This window comes from Microtetraspora niveoalba (assembly GCF_001570405.1).
GTDB classification, from domain to species: Bacteria; Actinomycetota; Actinomycetes; order Streptosporangiales; family Streptosporangiaceae; genus Microtetraspora; species Microtetraspora niveoalba.
Window position 1 is genome coordinate 1 of the sequence record NZ_BBYM01000006.1, and the last position, 22,726, is coordinate 22,726.

The 22,726-nt window shown below is 71.7% G+C and carries 20 protein-coding genes; 15 read left to right on the forward strand and 5 right to left on the reverse strand.

What is annotated here, in order from left to right:
- Positions 1 to 21: 21 nt before the first annotated feature.
- A complete protein-coding gene (locus AWQ70_RS05765; RefSeq protein ID WP_067171473.1) occupies positions 22 to 1,398 on the reverse strand; it encodes an extracellular solute-binding protein in 1,377 nt (458 codons plus the stop codon).
- 223 nt (positions 1,399 to 1,621) lie between these two features.
- On the opposite strand from AWQ70_RS05765, the gene prcB reads away from it, so the two are divergent.
- The 5 genes from prcB to AWQ70_RS05790 all read left to right on the forward strand — a co-directional run bounded on the left by prcB (position 1,622) and on the right by AWQ70_RS05790 (position 6,599).
- On the forward strand, positions 1,622 to 2,437 hold the full coding sequence (prcB, locus tag AWQ70_RS05770; RefSeq protein ID WP_067171475.1) for a proteasome subunit beta: 816 nt from the start codon (positions 1,622 to 1,624) through the stop codon (positions 2,435 to 2,437).
- Between the two features lie 28 nt (positions 2,438 to 2,465).
- Positions 2,466 to 3,248 (forward strand): proteasome subunit alpha, encoded by a 783-nt coding sequence (gene prcA / locus AWQ70_RS05775; protein WP_067171778.1) that lies wholly within the window; start codon positions 2,466 to 2,468, stop codon positions 3,246 to 3,248.
- Positions 3,249 to 3,423: 175 nt separating this feature from the next.
- The gene (locus AWQ70_RS05780) at positions 3,424 to 4,119 is read left to right on the forward strand and encodes a hypothetical protein (RefSeq protein ID WP_157529912.1); all 696 of its coding nucleotides are present in this window, start codon (positions 3,424 to 3,426) and stop codon (positions 4,117 to 4,119) included.
- Between the two features lie 101 nt (positions 4,120 to 4,220).
- Positions 4,221 to 5,579: a Pup--protein ligase gene (gene pafA, locus AWQ70_RS05785; protein WP_066937173.1), complete on the forward strand. Its 1,359-nt coding sequence runs from the start codon at positions 4,221 to 4,223 to the stop codon at positions 5,577 to 5,579.
- A 72-nt stretch (positions 5,580 to 5,651) separates the two neighbouring features.
- Complete coding sequence (locus AWQ70_RS05790; RefSeq protein ID WP_084516560.1) at positions 5,652 to 6,599, forward strand: FKBP-type peptidyl-prolyl cis-trans isomerase; 948 nt, start codon at positions 5,652 to 5,654, stop codon at positions 6,597 to 6,599.
- An 86-nt stretch (positions 6,600 to 6,685) separates the two neighbouring features.
- On the opposite strand, the gene AWQ70_RS05795 is transcribed toward AWQ70_RS05790, so the two are convergent.
- A complete protein-coding gene (locus AWQ70_RS05795) occupies positions 6,686 to 7,588 on the reverse strand; it encodes a chitosanase (RefSeq protein ID WP_084516561.1) in 903 nt (300 codons plus the stop codon).
- A gap of 554 nt (positions 7,589 to 8,142) precedes the next feature.
- Between AWQ70_RS05795 and AWQ70_RS05800 the strand changes: the two genes are divergently transcribed.
- The 3 genes from AWQ70_RS05800 to AWQ70_RS05810 all read left to right on the forward strand — a co-directional run bounded on the left by AWQ70_RS05800 (position 8,143) and on the right by AWQ70_RS05810 (position 11,407).
- Entirely contained in the window at positions 8,143 to 9,999 is a 1,857-nt protein-coding gene (locus tag AWQ70_RS05800) for an asparagine synthase-related protein (RefSeq protein WP_067171481.1), read from the forward strand.
- A gap of 187 nt (positions 10,000 to 10,186) precedes the next feature.
- Entirely contained in the window at positions 10,187 to 10,918 is a 732-nt protein-coding gene (locus AWQ70_RS05805) for a helix-turn-helix transcriptional regulator (protein ID WP_067171483.1), read from the forward strand.
- A 33-nt stretch (positions 10,919 to 10,951) separates the two neighbouring features.
- Positions 10,952 to 11,407: a DUF3291 domain-containing protein gene (locus AWQ70_RS05810; protein ID WP_067171484.1), complete on the forward strand. Its 456-nt coding sequence runs from the start codon at positions 10,952 to 10,954 to the stop codon at positions 11,405 to 11,407.
- Positions 11,408 to 11,595: 188 nt separating this feature from the next.
- Here the strand turns inward: AWQ70_RS05810 and AWQ70_RS05815 are convergent, their stop codons facing one another.
- Positions 11,596 to 12,723: a DUF3866 family protein gene (locus AWQ70_RS05815; protein WP_067171487.1), complete on the reverse strand. Its 1,128-nt coding sequence runs from the start codon at positions 12,721 to 12,723 to the stop codon at positions 11,596 to 11,598.
- Between the two features lie 62 nt (positions 12,724 to 12,785).
- Between AWQ70_RS05815 and AWQ70_RS05820 the strand changes: the two genes are divergently transcribed.
- From AWQ70_RS05820 to AWQ70_RS05845, 6 genes are all read left to right on the forward strand, one after another.
- On the forward strand, positions 12,786 to 13,727 hold the full coding sequence (locus AWQ70_RS05820; RefSeq protein ID WP_067171488.1) for a helix-turn-helix transcriptional regulator: 942 nt from the start codon (positions 12,786 to 12,788) through the stop codon (positions 13,725 to 13,727).
- Between the two features lie 73 nt (positions 13,728 to 13,800).
- On the forward strand, positions 13,801 to 14,754 hold the full coding sequence (locus AWQ70_RS05825; protein ID WP_067171490.1) for a helix-turn-helix transcriptional regulator: 954 nt from the start codon (positions 13,801 to 13,803) through the stop codon (positions 14,752 to 14,754).
- A 53-nt stretch (positions 14,755 to 14,807) separates the two neighbouring features.
- Complete coding sequence (locus tag AWQ70_RS05830; RefSeq protein ID WP_067171492.1) at positions 14,808 to 14,996, forward strand: hypothetical protein; 189 nt, start codon at positions 14,808 to 14,810, stop codon at positions 14,994 to 14,996.
- 64 nt (positions 14,997 to 15,060) lie between these two features.
- Positions 15,061 to 15,417, forward strand: a complete 357-nt coding sequence (gene tatA / locus AWQ70_RS05835) for a Sec-independent protein translocase subunit TatA (RefSeq protein WP_067171494.1) — start codon at positions 15,061 to 15,063, stop codon at positions 15,415 to 15,417.
- A 28-nt stretch (positions 15,418 to 15,445) separates the two neighbouring features.
- Positions 15,446 to 16,306 (forward strand): twin-arginine translocase subunit TatC, encoded by an 861-nt coding sequence (gene tatC / locus AWQ70_RS05840; RefSeq protein ID WP_067171496.1) that lies wholly within the window; start codon positions 15,446 to 15,448, stop codon positions 16,304 to 16,306.
- A 74-nt stretch (positions 16,307 to 16,380) separates the two neighbouring features.
- Positions 16,381 to 17,307, forward strand: coding sequence for a diacylglycerol kinase family protein (locus tag AWQ70_RS05845; protein WP_067171498.1), 927 nt, complete (start codon positions 16,381 to 16,383; stop codon positions 17,305 to 17,307).
- 21 nt (positions 17,308 to 17,328) lie between these two features.
- On the opposite strand, the gene AWQ70_RS05850 is transcribed toward AWQ70_RS05845, so the two are convergent.
- The gene (locus AWQ70_RS05850) at positions 17,329 to 18,813 is read right to left on the reverse strand and encodes an MFS transporter (protein ID WP_067171500.1); all 1,485 of its coding nucleotides are present in this window, start codon (positions 18,811 to 18,813) and stop codon (positions 17,329 to 17,331) included.
- A gap of 76 nt (positions 18,814 to 18,889) precedes the next feature.
- On the opposite strand from AWQ70_RS05850, the gene AWQ70_RS05855 reads away from it, so the two are divergent.
- The gene (locus tag AWQ70_RS05855; protein WP_067171502.1) at positions 18,890 to 19,588 is read left to right on the forward strand and encodes a TetR/AcrR family transcriptional regulator; all 699 of its coding nucleotides are present in this window, start codon (positions 18,890 to 18,892) and stop codon (positions 19,586 to 19,588) included.
- Between the two features lie 64 nt (positions 19,589 to 19,652).
- Here the strand turns inward: AWQ70_RS05855 and AWQ70_RS05860 are convergent, their stop codons facing one another.
- Positions 19,653 to 22,613 (reverse strand): S8 family serine peptidase, encoded by a 2,961-nt coding sequence (locus AWQ70_RS05860; RefSeq protein ID WP_067171504.1) that lies wholly within the window; start codon positions 22,611 to 22,613, stop codon positions 19,653 to 19,655.
- Positions 22,614 to 22,726 lie beyond the last annotated feature (113 nt).

Below are 22,726 nucleotides of genomic sequence, written 5' to 3' on the forward strand. Positions count from 1 at the left end.
GGCTCGCCCCGTTCCGCCGGATCATCGGGCGACGTTGGAGGCGCCGACGATGGCTTCGAGCTTGCGCTGGTACGACGCGGCCGCCTCGTCAACGGACCTGCCGGACACGACGTCGGCGGTGGCCTCCTGGAGGGCGACCGAGACCTGCGGGTAGACGGCAAGCGGCGGCCGGTACGCCGTGATTGGCAGCACCTCGTCCGACACGAACTTCAGCATCGGGTCGGCGCTCAGCACCATGTCGTTCACGTCCGTGCGCGAGGTGATCCGGGCCGCGCCCGCGAGCTGCGCCGTCGTCGCCTCGGCCGAGTGCATGAACGACAGCAGCTCCCACGCCAGTCCGGGATTCTTCGAGAACGGGTTCACCACCCGTACGGCGCCGCCCGACATGCTCACCGCGTCCTGCCCGCGGATGCCCGCCCCCGGGCGCTGCGCCGGGATCAGGGCGTAGCCGACGTCCGCGTCACGGGTCGCCATCGGCGCGACCCCGGTCTTGGGCTCGATCACGGACCGCCAGAAGTAGTCGCCCTCCGCGAGGATGCCGATCTTGCCCTCGGCGAAGCGCGCGAACGACTTGTCCCTGCCCTGCGCCTCCTGCTGCAGCTTCGGGTCGCCGAGCCCCGTGGCGTAGATCTGGTGGTAGAAGCCCAGCATGTCCTTCAGCGCCTGCGTCGCCCCCGTCCACCTGCCGCCGGCGTAGATCTCGGCGCCCGCGCCGGCGAGCAGCGGCAGCACGCCCTGCATCGTGGTGGCCTCGCCCATCGCCGTGCCCGCGTCGATCTGGATCGGGACCGGCACCCCGGCCCGCTTGAGCGCCGCGCCGGCGTCGAGGATCTCCTGCCAGCTCGACGGCCGCCACTCGGACGGCAGCCCGGCCCGGGAGAACAGCTTCTTGTTGTAGAAGAGGACCCGCCCGTCCGTGCCCTGCGGCAGCGCGTACCGCTTCCCGTCGAAGACGCCGAGCCCCTGCACGGTACGCGGGATGCGCGCCCAGCCCTCCCACGCGTCCACCTCGGGCCCGGCCACCTCCGCCAGCGGCTTCACATAACCCGCCTGGGCGAACTCGCCGACCCAGATGCCGTCCAGGTCGATCACATCCGCGCCGGTGCGCGACTTGAGGTCCAGTGCGATCTTCGTCTTGTACTGCTCGTCGTCGACGCCGCTCGGCTGGAAGAGCACGTGCACGGTACGGCCCCTGGCCTTCTGCGCGGCCTCGAACCGGGGGATCACCCAGCTCTTGGTCCACTCGGCGGAGTCGGAGTTCTTGCCGCCCGAGATGGCGTTCGCCGTGATGACCAGCGTGACGCCGTCACCACCGGATCCGCCGCCGGAACCGCCGCCGGTCCCGCATCCCGCCAGGGCCAGTACGGCTCCCGCCACGACCGCGAGCGCTGGTCTCATGGACGACCTCCCCGCCGAGGTTAGGACGTACGGACAAGTCGACAGTCGCACGTAATGACGTGACGGTAAAGAACGAGTTCGCCTGACCGGTAAGGGTTCCCGCGTTCGGGGCGGTTCGCCCTTAGCTGATCGGGAAGAGTGCAACCAGCGCCGCGACATGAGTAGGGTCGGTTCGTAACAACGCACGCTTGGAGGGAGTCGCGTGGCATCTCAGCAGGCCTGGATGAACAACCTCTTCACGAATACGGGGTCGTCGTCGTTCACCGAGTTTCTCGGCGCGTACGCACCGGACCTGCTGCCGACCCGCGCGCAGGCGCTGGCCGCCCCGGTCGGAGACCAGATCCCGCACGCCACCACCATCGTGGCCGCGACCTGCGCCGGAGGCGTGGTGATGGCCGGTGACCGGCGCGCCACCTCCGGCAACATGATCTCCCAGCGGGACATAGAGAAGGTCTTCCGCACCGACGACTACTCCTGCATCGGGATCGCCGGGACCGCGAGCACCGGCATCGAGGTCGCCCGGCTCTACCGCGTCGAGCTGGAGCACTACGAGAAGATGGAGGGCCGCTCGCTCTCCACCGAGGGCAAGGCCAACCGCCTGGCCACCATGATCCGCGGCAACCTCGCGATGGCGATGCAGGGCCTCGTGGTCGTCCCGCTCTTCGCCGCGTACGATCCCGACCGCGACGCCGGGCGGATCTTCGGGTACGACGTCGGCGGCGGGCCGTACGAGCAGCGGCAGTACCACACGATCGGCTCCGGCTCGATCTTCGCGCGCGGTTCCCTGAAGAAGCTCTACCGGGAGAACGCGAGCGCCGAGGACACCGTGGTCACCTGCCTGCAGGCCCTCTACGACGCCGCCGACGACGACTCGGCGACCGGTGGGCCGGACGTGACGCGGAAGATCTGGCCGGTGGTCGCGGTGATCAACTCCGACGGCTTCCGCCGCCTGTCCGACGAGGAGGTCGCGGAGTACGTCCAGGGCATCCTCGACGCCCGGATGACGGACCCCGACGGCCCCACCGCCCCGCTGCGATAATTCGAAGAGAGGATCACCACCGGTGTCCATGCCCTTTGGATATGCCTCACCCGAGCAGATCATGCGGGACCGGGCGGAATATGCGCGAAAGGGCATCGCGCGCGGCCGCAGCGTGGTCGTCATGCAGTATGCCGACGGCATCCTGTTCGTGGCGCCCAACCCGTCCAAGGCGCTGCACAAGATCAGCGAGATCTACGACCGGATCGGCTTCGCGGCCGTCGGACGGTACAACGAGTTCGAGTCGCTCCGCCTGGCCGGCATCCGCTACGCCGACATCAACGGCTACACCTACAACCGCAGCGACGTGACCGGCCGCGGGCTGGCCAACCTGTACGCCCAGCAGCTCGGCATGATCTTCACCGAGTCGATCAAGTCGCTGGAGGTGGAGATCGTGGTCGCCGAGGTCGGCGAGGAGCCGGGGCGGGACCAGATCTACCGGCTCACCTTCGACGGCTCGGTCTTCGACGAGCAGGGCATGGCCGTCATCGGCGGCCAGGCCGACGCGGTCGGCGGCCGGCTGAAGGAGCGCTACAGCGAGGGCCTGCCGCTCGCGCAGGCGCTCGACGCCGCGCTGTTCGCCCTCACCGAGCCGGGGGGCGAGCGCCCGGCCCCGACCCAGCTCGAGGTGGCGATCCTCGACCGCAACCGCGAGCACCGCAAGTTCCTCCGCCTCACCGGCCCCCGCCTGCAGCGGGTGCTCGACGAGACCGCTCCTCCCGCGCCGCCCGCCGAGCCGGCCCCGGCTCCCGCCCCCGAGACGGGACCGCCGATCGGCCCCGAGGGCGAGATCGACACCGGTTCCGGCGAGTAGCCCCCGTCGTCGCCGTCCCCGCCGCGCCCCTCACGGGGCGCGGCTCCGCGCGCCCCGGACCGGTCCCCGCCTCCGCGATGGGCGCCGCGGCCCGTTCCCGGGGCGGGCGCCGGCAGTGGTCAAGATCACGGCTCGCGGACAAACCCGGCCCGGGTTTCGCTAGTCTCATGCGGTTATGACGATATTCACGGACTTTACGACGTTCGGTGCGTTCCGGCGGGTGGGCGTTCCCGTCGCCATCGCCGTCTCCGCCCTTTCGCTGGCCGCCTGCTCGGGGTCGTCCGGCGCCGACGCCGCCCCCACCGCCACGGTCACGGTGACGGCGCCCCCCTCCCCGTCGGAGGAGCCGTCCGGCACGGCGGCCCCGGACGCGTCGCCCTCCGCGTCCGAGCCCACCTCCACCGCTGTTTTCGACGACCCGGCCGACGACGACTGGCCGCCGATCACCGACAAGAACCCGCCGGTCTTCGGCGAGCAGTTCCAGTCCGACCCCGGGCACGACTTCACCAAGGGCATCAGCCCCAGCCGGGACGGCGTCATCCGCGCCGAGCTGCGGACGATGCAGGACGCGAACGTGGCCGAGTACGTCCCGATCAAGTTCGTCAAGGACCCGAGCAGCGGCCAGGGCCGTTTCGAGGGCCCGGCAAAGGGCGACGCCATGGCCTTCGCCGCGCCGATCGCCAAGAACGCGGTCTTCCTCAGCGCCGTCGGCTGCGACGGCAAGGACCAGACGATCAACAACCAGTACGTCGGCACCCAGAGCTGCTCCCGCGACACACTCATCTCCCGGGCCGTCAAGGGCGGGCTGTACGCGCTGGTCACGGTGAAGAACCACCAGATCGCGAAGGTCGTGGAGATCTACGCCCCCTGACCGGGTACGGCTACCGCGGGGAACGCCGGCGGTAGCCGTACGTCGACACACCTGTGACCGATCCCTATCCGCTTGTCGCCTTCGAGGAATAGGGTGATGTGATGGATCGTCGCATCTTCGGGCTGGAGAACGAGTACGGCGTCACCTGCACGTTCCGTGGGCAGCGGAGGCTGTCGCCGGACGAGGTCGCGCGGTACCTGTTCCGGCGAGTGGTGTCCTGGGGCCGATCGAGCAACGTCTTCCTCCGCAACGGCGCACGCCTGTACCTGGACGTGGGCAGCCATCCTGAGTACGCCACCCCCGAGTGCGACAACGTCGTGGAGCTCGTCACCCACGACAAGGCGGGGGAGCGCATCCTCGAAGGACTCCTCCTGGACGCCGAGAAGCGGCTCCGGGAGGAGGGGATCGCCGGGGACATCTACCTCTTCAAGAACAACACCGACTCGGCGGGCAACTCCTACGGCTGCCACGAGAACTACCTCGTCGGCCGGCACGGAGAGTTCGGGCGGCTGGCCGACGTGCTGATCCCGTACCTCGTCACCCGGCAGATCATCTGCGGGGCGGGCAAGGTGCTGCAGACGCCGCGCGGCGCAGTCTACTGCGTGTCGCAGCGGGCGGAGCACATCTGGGAGGGCGTCTCGTCCGCCACCACCAGGTCCCGGCCGATCATCAACACCAGGGACGAGCCGCACGCCGACGCCGAGCGGTTCCGCCGCCTGCACGTCATCGTCGGCGACTCCAACATGAGCGAGACCACGATGCTGCTCAAGGTCGGCGCCACCGACCTGGTGCTGCGCATGATCGAGGCCGGCGTCGTGATGCGCGACCTGTCGCTGGAGAACCCGATCCGGGCGATCCGCGAGGTGTCGCACGACATGACGGGACGCCGCCGGGTCCGGCTGGCGAACGGCCGCGAGGCCTCCTCGCTGGAGATCCAGGAGGAGTACCTCCTCAAGGCCAAGGACTTCGTCGACCGCAGGGGCGGCGACGAGACGAGCAAGCGGGTCCTGGAGCTGTGGGAGCGCACGCTCCGCGCCGTCGAGACCGGCGATCTCGACCTCGTCTCCCGCGAGATCGACTGGGTCACCAAGTACCAGTTGATTGAACGTTACAGACGGAAGTACGACCTTCCGCTGTCGTCCCCGCGGGTCGCCCAGCTCGATCTGGCGTACCACGACGTCCACCGGAAGCGGGGGCTGTACTACCTGCTGCAGCGCCGCGGCTCGGTCGAGCGGGTCGCCTCGGACGTCCGGATCTTCGAGGCGAAATCGGTTCCGCCGCAGACCACGCGGGCCAAGCTGCGCGGGGAGTTCATCCGCAAGGCCCAGGAGAAGCGGCGCGACTTCACGGTCGACTGGGTGCATCTGAAGCTCAACGACCAGGCGCAGCGGACGGTGCTCTGCAAGGACCCGTTCCGCAGCGTTGACGAAAGGGTCGACAAGCTGATCGCCGGCATGTGATCTCTTTACGTCGGCCGGACGGCGGGTTCGGGTAGGGTTACCCGAACCTAGCTGTCTGTCTGAGGAATCCACATGCGCCGCCGTACGGCAGTACTCGCCGCTCTGCCCCTGATATTCGCCGCAGCCTGCGGAACCGCCCAGAAGAGCGACTCCAGCGCGAGTCCGGCGGGGGCCTCCGGGATCAAGGTGACGGGGCAGGCCAACCAGAAGCCGAGCGTGACCTTTCCCTCGGGGAAGCCGCGGCTGACGTCCTCCTCGGAAACGATCATCGAGGGGCAGGGCGAGCCGGCCAAGGACGGTGACGTGCTCACCGCCAAGGTCACGGTCTACAACTGGGACGGCAAGGACAACAAGTCGCCCGGCTCCGACTACGACCAGGGCAGGTCCGAGTTCGTCACGGTGAACCAGCAGCTCCCCAAGGCGCTGTACAACGCGCTGGCTGGGGCCAAGCCCGGCGGGCGGGTCCTCGCGGTCGTCGCGAAGGACAACCTGACCGCGGACCAGCTCGCCAACGCCAAGCAGCAGGGCACGGACTTCGAGAACACGTCCCAGGTGCTCGTGGTCGACGTGGTCGCGGCGGCCCCCAAGGCGGCCCAGGGCACCGCGACCGACCCCGGCGTCGAGGGCGTCAAGCTCGTCAACCCGGGCGACGACAAGGCCCCCACGCTGACCACCAAGACCTCGGCGAAGCCGCCGAAGGGTCTGGTCGTCAAGACCGTGATCGAGGGCAAGGGGCCCAAGGTCACCGCCGACCAGATGGTCCTCGCGCACTACACCGGCAAGATCTGGGGCACCGACAAGCAGTTCGACTCGAGCTGGGAGCGCGGCGAGCCCACGACGTTCGCCCTCAGCCAGGTGGTGAAGGGCTGGTCGCAGGGCCTCACCGGGGTCCCGGTCGGCAGCCGCGTCCTGCTCACGATCCCGCCGGACCTCGGGTACGGCAAGGAGGGCAACGCCCAGGGCGGCATCAAGGGCACCGACACGCTGGTGTTCGTCGTGGACGTCCTCGGGGCCGCCTGAGCCTCCTCGCCTCGCGTCACGTCGAGCGGCGCGCCGGAGACGTATCCGTCCCCGGCGCGCCGTTTCGCGCGTTCACGAGGAGCGCGTCAGCGGCGGATCACGTAGCTGTCGCCGTACACCTTCCACCTGAGCGGCGGTTCGAGGTCGAGGTTGCCGGCCCTGAGGAAGACCCGCTGCGCGGTGTCCACCCTGCTCGTGTCGCTGTGCGCCTCCTCGGTCTTCATGGCGGCCTTGCGGGCGTCCAGGAAGGCGTGGAGATAGGCGGTCTCGTCGCCTCCCCGCGCCGGGGTCCTGGCCTTCTTCATGGCGTTGCGGCGGATCGCGCCGAAACTCGTGTCGTCGTCGCCCCCGCCGTGCATCACGATCGCGTCGTAGTAGGCGAACTGGCCGAGCGCGCGCAGCCCGTCCCGTTTGGCCTGCCGTACGGCGGGGGTGAAGTAGACCCGGTCGCGCTCGTCGTTCTGCGCGCGCCGGAACGCCTTGTCGGCGGCGGCCCGGCGCCAGTCGCGTACGAACGCCCGGCCGAGGCCCTTGTGCGAGTCGGTGCCGTTGACCGCGCGAAGGGCGGGGAGGTACTTGGCGAGCACGTTCCCGGGCTTGCGCCTGGTGTAGAGCTCGACCAGGTCGAGCATGTCGCCCGTCCCGGAGCAGAACCCGATGATCCCCGCCGTGTAGCCGCGCCCGTCGTCGATGTCCTCGATGTACTTGTACTGCGCCTTCCAGTTCAGCGAGGAGTTCTCCGCGCTGGAGACCAGCCGCATGGCGATCTCCTTCTTGCGCGGATCGGTGAGATCGGCGGAACGGCCGGTCGCGGCGGCGGTCTCCGCGCCGGCGAGCGTGACGCCGACCGCCCGCGTCTCCTGGGCGGGGCCCTGGACGCCGGTGAGAGCAGTCCGTACGGGACGCTCCGCCGGGACCCGGGCGGGGAGAGCGGCGACCGCCGTCGCCGTGAGCAGGAAGGCGATGCGCCTGAAGGCGGGGTGGGGCATGGGGGTCGTCTCCGTTTCCCGCCGCTCCCTCCCTGGACAGAGCGGAGGAGGAAGGGCGGCTGGGCGAGGGGGAAGGGGCCGAGGTCGTCCCGGCGCAGGTTAGTTAGGAAGGTTTCCAAATGAGATCAGGATCGATCTCCCCTGTCAACGCGGGCCGCTGGAGAGCCGTCCGCGCGCCGGAGGCCCGATTTGAGAGCGGGCCTCCCGCGTGACGCCCCGCTCGGCCTCTGAGCCGTACGCGCGGGCGTAGGCCCATTCGTCGGCCGGTCGTTCGCGGGTCCGGCGACCGTGCTCGCGTGCGTGCGTTACAGGGGTGGTTCGCCGCCTTTTGCGGCACGCTGCCCGCCCCGTCGGGAACCGCGGCGAGCGTGCCGGGAAACGGGTGCGGTCGGTTGCGACGAGTTCTCGCAACTTTCCTGACCGCCGGCGGCTCTCACAGGTATGCGATACGCGATCTTTCGGTACACGACCATGGCCGGGCCCGGTCACTTACGGGCGCCGTTTCCCTCTCACCTCGATGGCAGTACGGGCTGCCGGGCGGCGGGGGTGGCACGTTGCGCGTTCATCTAGGCATCGCGGCCGGGCGCGCCGGTGTCCCACTGCCGCTCGAGGCCCTCACCGCGGCCCGGGAGGCCATAACGCGGGCCTTCCCGGTGCCCGCCGAAACCGTCGTCGCGCAGGAATGGCATTCCGCGCGCGGCGACATCTCGCTGCTCTCCTGGTCCAACGAACCGGAAGACCACGGGCTGCCGGTGATGCTGCGGCGTGACGGCCGGGTGGCGGGCATCACGGGACATCTCGGCAGGCCGTCAGGCGCCGACACGCTGCTCGCGGCCTCGCGGCTGGGCGAGACGGCCGGCCGTACCGGCGGCTGCTTCTCGGTCCTGCGGGCCTGCGACGACGATCTGACCGCGGCGACGGGCAGCACGGGAGCCTGCCCGATCTTCCATGCGGAGACTTCGGAGATCCACGTCGTCGGCACCCGTGCCCTGCTGGTCCACCTGGTCGCGCGGGCCGCCCGGACCGGATCGGCACGGCCCGAGATCGTCTGGGACCTGCCGGCTCTCGAGTCGATGGTGCGGACGGGGTACTTCCTCTCCGACGAGACCCCCTTCGAGGGTGTGACGGCGTTGCCACCCGGCGCCGAGATCAGGGTCGCCGGCGGTCGCCGCGTGATCACCGTCGTCCCGCTCCCGGCGGCGCGTCCCATGCCGGCGTCCAGGCGCGACATCCGCGCCCAGGTCGGCGAGCTGGCCGACGCGTTGCTTTCGTCCGTCGAGCCGCTGCTCGCCACGGCCGAGCCGGTACGGCTCTCGCTCACCGGCGGACGCGACAGCCGGCTGCTCGCCGCCCTGCTGCACGGCGCCGACATCCCCTTCGTCGCCACGACCAGCGGGAACGACGGCGACCCGGACGTGGAGCTCGCGCGGCGCGTCGCCGCGGCGCTGGGCGTCGAGCATCGCGTCCACCGGCCGAAACGGTCCCCGGACGGAGAGAGCGTCGTCGTCCCGCATCCGCTGGTTCGCGCGCACAACGTCCGGTACGCCTGCGAGGGCATGCTGTCGGCGTACGAGAACGTGCCGGGGCCGGCGCGCTTCGATCCGGCGCCGCGCATGTCGGGCCACGGCGGGGAGATCCTGCGCGCCGGTTTCCTGCACAACCAGGAGGACCCCGGCCACAAGGCGGTCAGGCGCCGGATGGAGGGCTTCTACACGAAGAACGCGGACCTGCTGACCGAGCGGGCCAGGGAGCACGCCGAGGCGCTGGCCTCCCCGTGGCTGGCCCGGTGCGACGAGAACCCGGCCGAGGCGCTCGACCACTTCTACGTCACGTATCGCGTCGGGCGGTGGCACGCCGCCTCGCGCGCCTCGCTGCTGCGTACGAGCAATCCGATCCCGCCGTTCCTGGACAACCGCGTCGTCCGCGCCGCGCTCAGCATGGACCCGCTGTGGCGGCGTTCCGAGGACGTCGTCCACCGGGTGATCGACCACTTCGCGCCGGAACTGCGCGGCATCCCGATCGAGGGAAGGCCGTGGCGTTTCGAGGCGGAGCGTTCCGACCACGGCTTCGTCAACCGGATCCTGCGCCGGCGCGCGCGGGCCCGGCCTCCCGTCGCCGGCGCAACGGGTGGAGCGGTCGCCGGGAAGCCGTGGAACTGGCGGTTGAAGCCGTCCGAGGAACTGGCCGGCCTGCTGCGCGCCGGCATCGCCGCCCCAGGTGAGGAGCGGGTACGCGAGAGCCTGGCGCGTCTCGTCGAGGGCGACGAGCTCGGCCGGTTTCTCGCGATCCTCCCGCGGCGGCGGATGGACGTGGTCTGGAACCTGTACACGGTCGCGACCATGATGGCCGACGCGTTCTCGGACCCCTCCCCGCTCCGGCTCGCGTCGCTGCGGATCCCCCGCCCGGACTGAGCGCGGCCCTCGCCGGCCACGACGGTCAGGAGTGGCCGGCGTCGAGCCCGCCCAGTTGGTCGATGACGTCCGAACCATCGACGGTCACCGTGCGGAAACGGCTCCCCGGGGTCGGGCTCAGGAGGCGCCCCCGGGGCGGCGAAGCGCACGCCGCGGACCTTTTCGCGGCACTCCTTAGACTCCGGCTGTGGAAAGCGACGAACTCGACGCCGTAAGCGTCCTGAACGACCCCCTCCGGCGGAAGCTGTACCGCTTCGTGGCGGCGCGCGGGCGCGAGGTGGGCCGGAACGAGGCGGCCGAGGCCCTCGGGATCCAGCGCACCCTCGCGGCCTTCCACCTCGACAAGCTGGCCGACGCCGGCCTCCTCGAAGCGGACTTCCGGCGCCTCGGCGACCGGACGGGTCCGGGGAGCGGCCGCCCGGCCAAGGTCTACCGGAGGGCCAGGGCGGAGCGGATCGTGAGCCTGCCGCCTCGGGACTACCGCACGCTCGCGCTGATCCTGGCCGAAGCGGTCGACCTCCTCGGAGCGGAGGAGCGGGCCGAGGAGGCCGCGCGCCGGGCGGGCGAGCGGCTGGCCCGGGCAGCCTTCCCCGAAGACGGCGACGGGGCGGCGAGCGGCGCTGTCGCGGCCGGTGGGCGGCCCGCCTCCTCTGTCGGCGCCGGTGTGGCGGGGGGTGGCCGGGTGGCCGCGCTGCTCGCGGAGCGCGGCTACGAGCCGTACGAGGAGGAGGGCCGGATCCGGCTGCGCAACTGCCCCTTCCACGCCTCGGCGGAGCGGCATCCGCTGCTCGTGTGCTCGATGAACCTGGCGCTCTGCCAGGGCGTGCTCGCGGCGCTGGGCGAGCCGGAGGACGCGGCGGAACTGGACCCGCGCCCGGGGGAGTGCTGTGTCGCGATTTCTAAAACTAATGAGAGTTGACATAGAAAGCGTGATCGCGGAAAGCTGGGCGGCATGCATCTCGCCCAGCTGAACGTCGCGCACATGCTCGCGCCGCTCGACACTCCCCAACTCGCCGACTTCGTCGCCAACCTCGAACCCGTCAACGCGCTCTCCGACGTGGCCCCCGGCTTCGTCTGGCGGCTCAAGGGCGGCGATCTGCCGACCGACACGGTGAAGCACGACTACGGGGACGAGCTGCTGATCAACTTCTCGGTGTGGGAGTCACGCGAGACGTTGTGGAACTTCGTCTACCGCAGTCCGCACCTGCCGGTGATGAAGCGCCGCCGCGAGTGGTTCGCGCGGGCGGCCGTGCCGTACACGGTGATGTGGTGGATCCCCGAGGGTCACGTCCCGACCCTGGAGGAGGGGATGGGGCGGCTGGGCCTGCTCCGCGCCCAGGGGCCCGGCCCGGAGGCGTTCACGTTCAAGGAGTTCTACGAGCCCGACGGCACCCTCGCCCCCGCCTGACGGGCACGAGAACCGGGTCGTACCGTCCTCCACGCCGGAAAGTCACGCCCCGGGCCGCCGCACCGGCGGAGTGCCGACGGGGCGGGTGGACGCAGCGGGGCGCACGAACGTGAAAGGCCCCCACTGGGGCCGTGCAGACGCGGCAGGGCCGCTGTGGGGGAGTGCCGGGCCAGGGCCCGGCGGGGTGGTCAGGCGAGGAGGGAGGCGGCGTGGCGGCCGGCCGCCGCCGAGGCCAGGAAGCAGGCCAGGTCCTCGTCGAGCCCCCGGCCCATGGTGGAGAGCCGCACCGGGCTGCGCCGCAGCGCCTCGTACAGGCCGTCCACGGGCACGCCGACCAGCTCGTGCCGTGCCGCGAGCGCCCGGGCCTGCCCGGCCACCCGCCCGCCGAACTCGCCCGGCAGCTCGGGGACCACGACCTGCGCCCGGGCGAGCGCGACCCGGCCGTACGCGGTGAGCGAGTGGTGGGACACCCCCAGATGGCGCTCCCGCTGATCGCCCTCGCTCACCCGGAGCGCGGCCACCGGCCGCCCGCCCAGAACGGCCGCCGCGTTGACGGCCTCGCCCGCCGACACCCCGGAGAAGCCCCAGCGCGTTCCGGTGCCGAGGTTGCCCGGGCCCTGCGCGACGACCGCCACGTCCGCGCCCAGGACGTGCCGGGCCGCGAGCAGGCCGGTGTGCAGGGTGACCGCCTCCACGTCGCCGCCGAACGCCTGGCCCGTGGTGACCACACCGCACAGCCAGTCCAGCTCGCGCAGCCGGGCGCACGACATGGAGAACCAGGCGGGGAGGGCCCCGCCGTCCGGCATCACGTACGCGACGCGGGGGTGCGGGCCGGGCCAGGGGACGTCGCCGCCCCCGTCCCCGGCGCCGGAGGACCCCGAGGCGGAGCGGGCCGCGTCGAACAGGCCGCAGAGCACGGCCGGCAGGGCCGAGTGCAGGTCCGCGACGATCACGGGCATCCCGTCGATCGAGTCGGCGTCCCTGAGGATCCGGTGGTGGGGGGAGTCCTGCTCGTCCGCGCCGAGGACCGTCGCCTGCAGCGGCGTGTACCTCGCCTTCACCAGATGGCCCGGTCCCGAAGGATCTTGTGGCAAACGGTCCGGAACGGCGACCACCATGGCGTAACCTCCCGTACCGAGGCCCATGGCGAGCGCGGTCGTGTTCAGCAGCACCGTGTCGCCGGGCTCAGGACGACCGACCAGCGGGGGATAGGCCAGCGCCCGGCACTCTCCCTCCGGGACGGTGACGTCCAGCTCCATGGCCCCCGGCCATTCCCGCCGGACCCGGAGCACCTCGCCCTTGCGCCATCTGATCACGTCGCAAAGGGTAGCGTTCAGCACGGAAGACGGGCGTACCGAATGGGCGGAGGGGAGGCACGGTGTCCCGGCGGAAGACCGAGCGGCTGCTCAATCTGGTGATCTGCCTGCTCGCGACCCATCGGCCGCTGAGCGCCGAGCAGATCAGGCAGGCCGTCCCGGGGTACGACCCGGACAACGACGAGGCGTTCCAGCGCATGTTCGAGCGCGACAAGAACGAGCTGCGCGAGATCGGCATCCCCATCGAGGTCCACAAGGACCCCTGGGACGACGATCCGGGCTACCGGATCGTCCGCGAGTCGTACGAGCTTCCCGAGATCACCCTGGAGCACGACGAGGCGGCGGTCATCGGGCTGGCCGCGCAGGTGTGGCAGCGGGCCAGCCTGGCCGAGGCGGCCAGCGGCGCCCTGCTCAAGCTGCGGGCGGGCGGCGTGCGCGCCGACCTCTCCCCGAGCCCGCTCGAACTGCGGGTGGACACCCGCGACCCGGCGTTCCCCACGCTGTGGGAGGCGGTCAGGGACCGGCGGGCCGTGACGTTCGGCTACCGGCGGGCGACCGGCGAGTCGGTGCTGACCCGCGTCGTCGAGCCGTGGGGCGTGGTGAGCCGCCGGGGCCGGTGGTACGTCGTCGGGCACGACCGCGACCGGGGCGCCTCCCGGGTCTTCCGGCTCAGCCGCGTCGTCGGCGCGGTCACCCCGATCGGCCGGCCCGGCAGCGTGACCGTGCCGGAGGGCGTGGACCTGCGCGCCATGGTCTCCTTCCAGGAGATGGGCGTCGAGCGGACCGCCCTCATCAGGGTCCGCCGGGGCACCTGCCTCGGCCTGCGGCGCTCCGCCCAGGCGGTGCGGTCCGGCCCGGACGGCTGGGACGAGGCGGAGCTGACCTTCTCCGACCCCGAGTGGCTCGCCGGGTGGATCGCCAGCCTCGGCTCCGACGCGGTGGTCGTCGAACCGCCGGACGCGCGCGAGGCCGTGATCCGCAGACTGAAGGGGGCGCTCCAGTGACCGCCCCCGCGGCCCTCGGGCGTACGAACGCCGCAGGGCCCGAACGCCACGCCGTCCGAAGGGGGAACGAGCGATGAGCTCCGACCGGCTGCCGCGCCTTCTCGCGCTGGTGCCGTACCTGATGTCGCACCCGGGCGCCGAGGTGCCCGAGGTGGCCGAGCTGTTCGGCCTGTCGGAGAAGCAGCTCATCGACGACCTCCAGCTCGTGTGGATGTGCGGGCTCCCCGGCCACACCCCCGGCGACCTGATCGACGTCTCGTGGGACGGCGGCGAGATCCTGATCGACAACGCCGACACCATCGCCCGGCCGCTCAAGCTCGGCGTGGACGAGGCGAGCGCCCTGCTCGTGGCGTTGCGGATGCTCGGCGAGCTGCCCGAGTTCAGGGACATGGACGTGCTCGGCCGCGTGATCGCGAAGCTGGAGAGCGCGGCGGGCGAGGGCGCGGCCACGGTCAGCGCGCAGGTCCAGGTGGAGATCGGCGCGGCGCCCGGCGCGCACGCCGTGATCACGGACGCGGCGCGGCGGGGCAGGCGGCTGTCGCTGAGCTACTACGTGCCCGGCCGGGACGAGATCACCCCCCGCGAGGTGGACCCGATCCGGGTCGTGCTCGTGGACGGCAGGCACTACCTCGAAGGCTGGTGCTACCGGGCCGAGGCCATGCGGATGTTCCGCGTCGACCGGATCGTCGAGGTGGAGGTCCTCGACGTGCCGGCCGACCCTCCGGCCGGGGCCGAGCCGATGGACGTCGCCGAAGGGGTGTTCCGGCCGTCCGAAAGCGATGAGCTCGTCGAGCTGGAAGTGACCCCCATGGGCCGCTGGGTCGCGGAGTACTACCCCTGCGAGGAGGTCACCGAGCTGGGCGAGGGCCGCCTGCGGGTCACCCTCCGTGTCCGCGACCAGTCCTGGCTCGTACGGCTCGCGCTCCGGCTGGGCGAGAACGGCAGGGTGCTCGCGCCCGCGTCCCTGGCCGAGCAGGTCGCGGGCGCCGCGCGGCAGGCCCTGGCCAACTACGAACGCGTGGCCTGAGCGGGCCGGCCTCGGTCAACGGCCGAGGCGGGACGTCGGTACGATTGCGCGTCATGATCTGGATCTCCACCGCGGTCGGGCTGGCCGTCATCGGCCTCGCCGTGCTCGGCGTCCTGGCGTCCCGGGTCTTCGTCGCGGCGCGCGGCCTGAGCCGGGAGCTGGACAGGACGCGGCAGCGGCTGGAGCGCCACTCAGGCGAATTTCGGGTGCGGATAGGGACCAACCAGGACGGGCATGGGTGAAGACTGCCCACCGCACCGCGTACCATCGGGGCTGAGGTACTCCCTGCTCTGCTAAGGATGCGTTATGGGCAACTTGGGCCCCACTGAGCTGATCATCATCGCCGTGGTCGTACTGCTCCTGTTCGGCGCCAAGCGGCTGCCGGACACGGCGAAGGCGCTGGGCCAGTCCCTGCGGCTCTTCAAGCGGGAGACCGCGAAGCTCCGCGACGACGACGCGGGCGCCAACGCCGAGGCCACCGTGGTCAAGGCGCAGGCCGAGCCGGTCGCGTCGCAGCCGCAGCAGGTCACCGCCGCCTCGTCCGTCGAGGAGCGGCTCCGGGCGCTGGAGGAGGAGAACCAGCGTCTGAAGAAGGCCGCCGCCGAGCCCACGGTCAACGGTGTGCCGGTCTCGCAGGTGCAGAAGGACCAGTCGTCGAGCTGATCTCCCTCCCCGCCGTAAGGATCCCCAGATGGCGCTGCTGAAGCGGTCCAGCACGGCCGCCCCCGCCGGCGACGACGGTCGCATGACCCTCATGGAGCACGTCCGCGAGCTGCGCAACCGCCTGGTCAAGATGATCCTGGCCGTGCTCGTCGGCACGATCGTCGGATTCGTTTTCTTCGACCCCATCTGGACCTTCATGACGGGGCCGTTCTGCCGGCTTCCCGAGGCGTACAAGCTCAACGGCGGCACCGGCTGCACGTTGGTCGTGCACGGCGTGCTGGACGGGTTCTTCATCAACCTGAAGGTCGCGGCGATCTTCGGCGCGGTCGTGAGCGCGCCGGTCTGGATCTACCAGATCTGGGCGTTCGTCACCCCGGGCCTCTACCAGAACGAGCGGCGCTACTCGCTGGCCTTCCTCGGCCTGGCCATTCCGCTGTTCGGCGCGGGTGCCGCTCTCGCGTACTTCACCCTGGACAAGGGCCTCGCACTGCTGCTGGGGTTCGTCCCGATGAACGCCGTCCCGCTGATCGACGTGGGCGACTATCTCGGGTTCCTGATCATGATGCTCCTCATCTTCGGCATCTCGTTCCTGATGCCGTTGCTGATGGTGTTCCTCAACATCCTCGGGGTGCTGCGGTTCAAGACGGTCGCCAAGCACCAGCGGATGATCGTCTTCGGGTTCTTCGTCTTCGCCGCGGTCGCCACGCCGAGTCAGGACCCGTTCACCATGCTGGCGCTGGCCATGCCGATGGTGCTGCTGTTCTTCGCCGCCGAGGGGATCATGTACTTCCGTGACCGCAAGCGCGACGCGGAGGAGGCCGCCCGGGCCAAGGCCCTCGAAGAGGAGCTCGACGGGGCGCCCGCCGCCGCCGCCGACGACGACTGGTAGGCGCGCGTCCGGTTCCCCCGGGGGAGATCGCTCAGGGCCTCGACTGGGGGGATTCGTCCGGGTAGGTTCCGGGTGTGCGCGGTGATCTCGTCGTCCTGGTGAACCCTGCCGCCCGCGGCGGCCGGGCCGGCCGGGTGGCCGGCCCCGTGGTACGGCGGTTGCGCGAGGGCGGGCGCGACGTGCGCGTGATCGTCGGCGCCTCGGCCGAGGACGCCCTCCACCGGGCTCGTACGGCGGTCGCGCTAGGGGCGGACGCGCTCGTCGCGGTCGGCGGCGACGGCCTGGTGCATCTCGCGGTGCAGGCGGTGGCCGGGACCGGGGTGCCCCTCGGCATCGTCCCGGCCGGCACGGGCAACGACATCGCGGACGCGCTCGGCGTCCCCCGCGACCCGCTGGCCGCGGCGGCCGTGGCCGTGGGTGACGAGTCCTCCGGCACCGTGATCCGCGCGGTGGACGCCGCCCGCATCGCCGGGGAGGGCGGCGACAGGTGGTTCGCCGGAGTCGTCGCCTGCGGGTTCGACTCCCGGGTGAACGAGCGCGCCAACGGCATCACGTGGCCGCCGGGGATGGCGAAGTACCTCGTCGCGCTGGTCCAGGAGCTGCGCGCCTTCACCCCGATCCCGTTCCGGATCGTCCTTGAACGCGAAGGCGACACGGAGGTCGTCGAGCGGGAGGCGATGCTGGTCGCCGTGGCCAACACCCGCTCGTACGGCGCCGGGATGCGGGTCTGCCCGGACGCCCGGCCGGACGACGGCCTGCTCGACGTGCTCGTCCTGGGGGCGGTGCCCAAGGGGGAGTTCCTCCGTACGTTCCCGAAGGTCTACCGGGGCGGGCACGTCGGCCATCCGGCGGTCACGATCCGGAGGGCGGCCCGGGTGACGCTGGAGGCGGCGGATCAGGGGGCCGGCGTGGTGGCCTACGCCGACGGGGAGCGGGTCGGCCCCGTCCCCGTGACCTGCTCGGTGGAGCCGGGCGCGCTGCGCGTCCTGCTGCCCGGCTGAGAGCGGTCGTCCGCGACGGGGTCAGCCGGTCGTGACCGGCAGGGACCCGCCCTCGGCGCTCTCCGCCGGCTCGCCCCCGCCGGCCTTCAGCAGGGTCGCCAGGACCAGCGCGGCCGACAGGACGCCCGCGGCGCACAGGAACACCGTGTCGATGCCGGAGGTCACCGCCTCGAGCGCGCGGCGCCGTACGCCGTCGGGCAGCGAGCCGATCCGGGCGAGACCGTCGAATCCGGGCAGCTCGCCGGCGACCACCCGGGTGAGGACGACCCCGAAGACCGCGGTGCCGAGCGCCGACCCGAGCGTCTGGGCGAAACGGACCGAGGTGGTGGCCACCCCGAGCAGCGACACGGGCACGGCGTTCTGCGCGATCATGATCACGATGCCGATGACGAGGCCGAACCCGGTGCCGAGCAGGAACAGGTCCAGGCCGAGCATCCACTGGGACGTGCCCGTGCCGAGCGTGGACAACAACGCGGCGGCGGCCGCGGCGAGGGCCAGGCCCGCGACCAGGTACGGCTTCGTGCTGTGGCCGCGGGCGACGAACCCGCCCGAGGCGAGGCCGGAGACGGTCATGCCGGCCGCCATCGGGAGCAGGTACAGCCCGGAGCCGGTGGCGGGGACGCCCCGCACCACCTGGAGATAGATCACGGTGTAGACGATCGAGCCGATCATGCCGAACCCCGTCAGGAGCTGGAGGGGCAGCGCGATCCGCAGGGTGGGGTCGCGGAACAGGCTCGGCGGCAGGATGGGCTCGGGCGCGGTGAACTGCCGGACGAGGAAGGCGGCCAGCAGCACCGCGAAGGCGGCGCAGAGCGCGAGGATCGCGGGCGAGTCCCAGGCGTACTCGCGCCCGCCCCATTCGGTGACGAGCAGCAGTGCGACGGCGGCGGCCGCGACGAGGGCGGCGCCCGGGTAGTCGATCCTGTGCCGCGGCCCCCGGTCCGGAAGGCGCAGCGTCGCCGCTCCGACGGCCAGCACGAACAGGCCGATCGGCAGGTTGACGTAGAAGATCCAGCGCCAGCTCAGGTTGTCGGTGAACAGGCCGCCGATCAGCGGTCCGACGACCATGCCGAGGCCCGTCATCAGGCCGCCGACCCCGCCCGCCCTCGCGCGCTCCTCGGCGGGGGCCAGGTGGGCGATCACGACGAGCGTGACGCCCATCAGCCCGCCGCCGCCGAGTCCCTGTACGGTGCGGGCCGCGATCAGCTCGCCCATGTTCTGGGACAGCCCGCACAGCGCGGAGCCGGTGAGGAAGAGCGCGACCGCCCCGAGATAGATCCTCTTGGCGCCGTAGGCGTCGCACAGCTTGCCGTAGAGGGGGAGGGCGGCGGTCGCGGCCAGCGCGTACACGGTGATCAGCCAGGGCAGCCGGGCGAGCCCGCCGGCCGGGTCGAGGTCCCGGACGATGGCCACGGAGGCCGTGGACACGACGTTCTGGTCCAGGATCGCCAGGACCAGGGTGAGGAGGCAGCCGAGAGCCGCCAGCTTCTTCTGTGACTCGGTCATGGTGCTTAGACTGAGTCAAAATTTGTATCCGGTCAAGACATGATCTGAGTCTAAATTTTGCCTGTAAGGTTTGGTCATGGCTGAGATGGGGCTGCGCGAGCGCAAGAAGCGGCAGACCTGGAACGCGATCTTCCGCGCCGCGGTGGAGCTGTTCGGCGAGCGGGGGTTCGACGACGTGTCGGTCGCGGAGATCGCCGAGCGGGCCGGCACCTCGAAGATGACGGTGTTCAACTATTTCCGGACCAAGGAGGACATCGTCCTCGGCCCGATGGAGGAGCACCTCACCGACCCGGCCGCCATCGCCGCCGGGAGGGCGCCCGGCGAGCCGGTCGTCGCCGCCTTCCGGCGGGTCTTCCTGGAGCGGCTCGCCGCCCGCGCGCCGGAGACCGGCCTCAACGACGACCCGGCGCTCCTGCGGGTGATCAACCTGGTGAAGGAGTCACCGGCCCTGGCCGCCCGCCTCTACCTGTTCTCGCTGCGCGGTGAGCATCTGCTGGCGGCGGCCCTCGACGAGCGGGGGCCCGGCGCGCACGACGTCCGTGCGCCGGTCGACTCCGCCGCGGTCCGCGAACTCCGGGAGAGCGACCCGGTGGACCTGCGGGCGCGGGTGGCGGCCGGCCAGGTCATGAGCCTGTGGCGGGCGCTGCAATCGGAGAACTTCAGGCTGGTCATCGTCCACGGCTCGGCCGACGCGGCGTACCCGCACGCGGTGGCCGCCGCCGAGATCGGCTTCGACCTGCTGGAGCGCGGCCTCGGCGACTACGGCGCCCGCTGAGAGACAGGCCGGCCCGGCCCCGCGTCGGGCGGGGGGCCGGGCCGGACCTGGGCGGGGGCCGGAGTCAGTTGACGCTGACCACCGTTCCCGTGCCGTTCGGGTACTCGACGAAGCCGGTGTGGCGAGCGCCGGACAGCCCCGACCAGGTGGCCGTGAGCGTGACCGGCTGCCCCGGGGTGACCTTGGGCTTCTTCGGCGTCAGCGTCAGGCCGCCCTTCCCCTTGCCGCCGCCGACCACGTTCGCCTGCACGGTGAACGGCGTCGCGGTGGTCCCGGGCAGGTCCTCCAGGGTCAGGACGACCATGTGGTACGTCCCGGGCTCGGGGGTCGCGACGCTGATCGTGGCGTCGGCGGTCTGGATCTCGGAGATGTACTCGATGTCCCAGGCGCCGCCCCGGAAGCGGGAGACGAGCATGGTCAGCCGCGCGTCCGGGTTCTCCGGGCGGGCGGTGAACTGGACGGCCTTCGTGCCGGCCGGCACCTCGACCGGGATGTCGGTGCCCCAGATGTCGTTCTGGCTCACCGAGCCGGCGGTCGGCGCCGCCGAGGCCATGCCGTACACCTCGATGGGGAACTTCTTCGTCGCCGGCGTCACGTCGAACGAGACGGAGCCCGACGCGCCGGAGCCCTGAACCTGGGCGGGGGCGACGGCGGCGAGCGGGGTCGCCACTATGGGGCTGCGCACGGTGCGGCCGGCCCCGGTCCAGGTCAGCGAGCCGGTGACGGTGACGCCGGACTCCGTGTCACGCATGTCCGCCGTGATCGTGAACTCCTTGGTCTCGCCCGGCTGCTTGAAGTGCAGCGTGGGCGGGCTGACCTTCACCTTCATGCCGGGCAGCTCGGCCTTCGCGTGGTAGACGCCGGGGGTGACGGCCGTGACCCTGCGGGTGATCGTCGCGGTGCCGAAGAGCTCGCCGATCGCGATGGAGGGATAGTTCAGGTCCCTCGCGGCGACGGGCGCCACGCCGCTGCCCGTGCGGACGCCGAGCCCCTCCAGGTATCCCAGCCAGTCCTGGGGACCGGCGTCGTAGACCAGGCCGGGGTCGAGCATCCGGGTCGCGTCGACCTGCCCGGCGCCCTGCGCGAACACGTCGGTGCTCGGGGTGCCGTCGGCCTTCTTGGTGTCGAACGCCGTGGTCATCATCGCCGACTTGATCCACATCGGCGACCAGTCGGGGTGCTCGCCCAGGTAGAGGGCGGCCAGGCCCGCGATGTGCGGGGCGGCCATCGAGGTGCCGGAGAGGAAGTCGAAGTCCTTGCCGTCGTTCCCGGGAGGGGCCACGGCCGCGAGGATCGAGACGCCGGGAGCGGCGATGTCCGGCTTGAGCAGGTCGCCCTTGGTGACCTCGGACGGGCCGCGCGAGGAGAAGGGCGCCACCTGCGGGTACGGCGCGCTCTTCGCGGTGCTCGGCAGGAGCGTGGCGGTGGCGCCCGGGGTCGCGGCGTAGTCCAGCACGGCCTGCGTGTCCGGCCAGTTGATGTGGACGGTCGGCACCGCGTGGACGTCGCCGCTCATGTCCTGGTCGGACGGGTTCGCCATCACGACGCCGACGCCGCCGGCCCGCTTGACCTCGGAGGACTTGACGGTGCGGCCGATGACCCCGCGCTGGCAGATGATGATCTTCCCGGTCGCCTTGGCCGGGTCGAGGGTGCCGGGGGCGCAGTTGTTCGCGTCGCTGTCGGAGGCCGTCGCGTTCTTCACCGACACGGCCGAGGCCAGCGGCTTGGGACCGAAGGGCGCGCTCACGGTCGTGCTCACGCCCTGGTAGCGGGTGCCGTCGCCCAGCTCCAGCTCGGCCGAGTACGACGCGAGCGTGCTCGCGGCCACCGTGGTCACCCACGGCGGGGTGTTGTCCAGCGACGAGGCGGTCGGCCCGCTGTTGCCCCCGGCGGCGGCGACGAAGATGCCGGCCGCGGCGGCGTTGCCGAAGGCGAGCATGACGGGGTCGTCGTGCGCGCTCTCCCACATGCCGCCGACGGAGTAGTTGATCACGTCGACGCCGTCGGCGACCGCCTGGTCGATGGCCGCGAGGATGTCCGAAAGGGCGCCGCCGGTGCTGTGGTCGTCCTTGCCCTGCCAGAGCGCCTTGTAGACGGCGATCGCGGCCCCGGGCGCGACTCCGGAGATCTCGCCGAAGTCGATGCCGGCCGCGGTGGCCTTCACGGCGGTGTTGCCGGCGGCGGTGGAGGCGGTGTGGGAGCCGTGCCCCTGGGCGTCGCGCGGTGAGACGTAGTCGGCCCGCTTCTCCGGCGGGACCCCGCGCATCCAGGCGTCGCCGAAGTACCGGGCGCTGATGACCTTCTGGTTGCACAGGTCCGCGGTGAACTCGTCGCCGGTCTGGCAGACGCCGGTGAACGTGCCGCCGTCGGCCTTCTTCATCACGGTGGTCGAGCCCTGCCGGTAGGGCCGGTACGGCTCCTCCGCCGTGGGCCCCTCCGCGCCGAGCGGCGGCCCGGCGAACGACGGGTTCTCCGGCCAGATGCCGGTGTCGATCACGCCGACGACGACGCCGTTGCCGGCCTTCGCCGTGCCGCCGAGCCTGGACCACAGGCCGGTCTCGCCGGAAAGGCCGAGGAAGTCGGTGGACCTGTGGTCGTCGAGGGCCTTCTGCAGCCGGTCGGGGACGACGGAGACGACGCCGTCCGTCGCGAGCAGCTTCACCACCTGGGCGGGCGTCAGGTCGGCCGTGAAGCCGTTGGCGGCCACGGAGAAGCTCTCCACCGGCCGCGCGCCCACGCTCTGGGCGGTCTTGGCGTGCTTGTCCTTGAGGTAGCCCTGGTAGCGCTTGGCGTTCGCGCTGGTGGTGTCGGCCTTGCCTGCCTTGCCGGGCCTGGTGGCGGCGATGCCGGGCACGCCGCCCTCGTAGGTGATGAGCGGTTTGTCCGCCAGCGTGACGATGTACGCGCCGGGGGTGCCGGCGGCGGGGGGAGGGGTGTCGGCCTGGGCGGGGGTCGCCGCGATCGCCAGGGCGGCGGCGAGCGCGGCCGCGCCGTACGCGCCGGCGCGTCGGGTCGTACTGTGCATTGCTCCTCTTGGGGGAGAGGTGGGGATGTTGCCCACTGGGCAAGATCGGCCCGGAGTGGACAGAAGAAGTGAACGCGGAGCGGCCGGAACTTGTCGAGATATGCTGCTGGCGT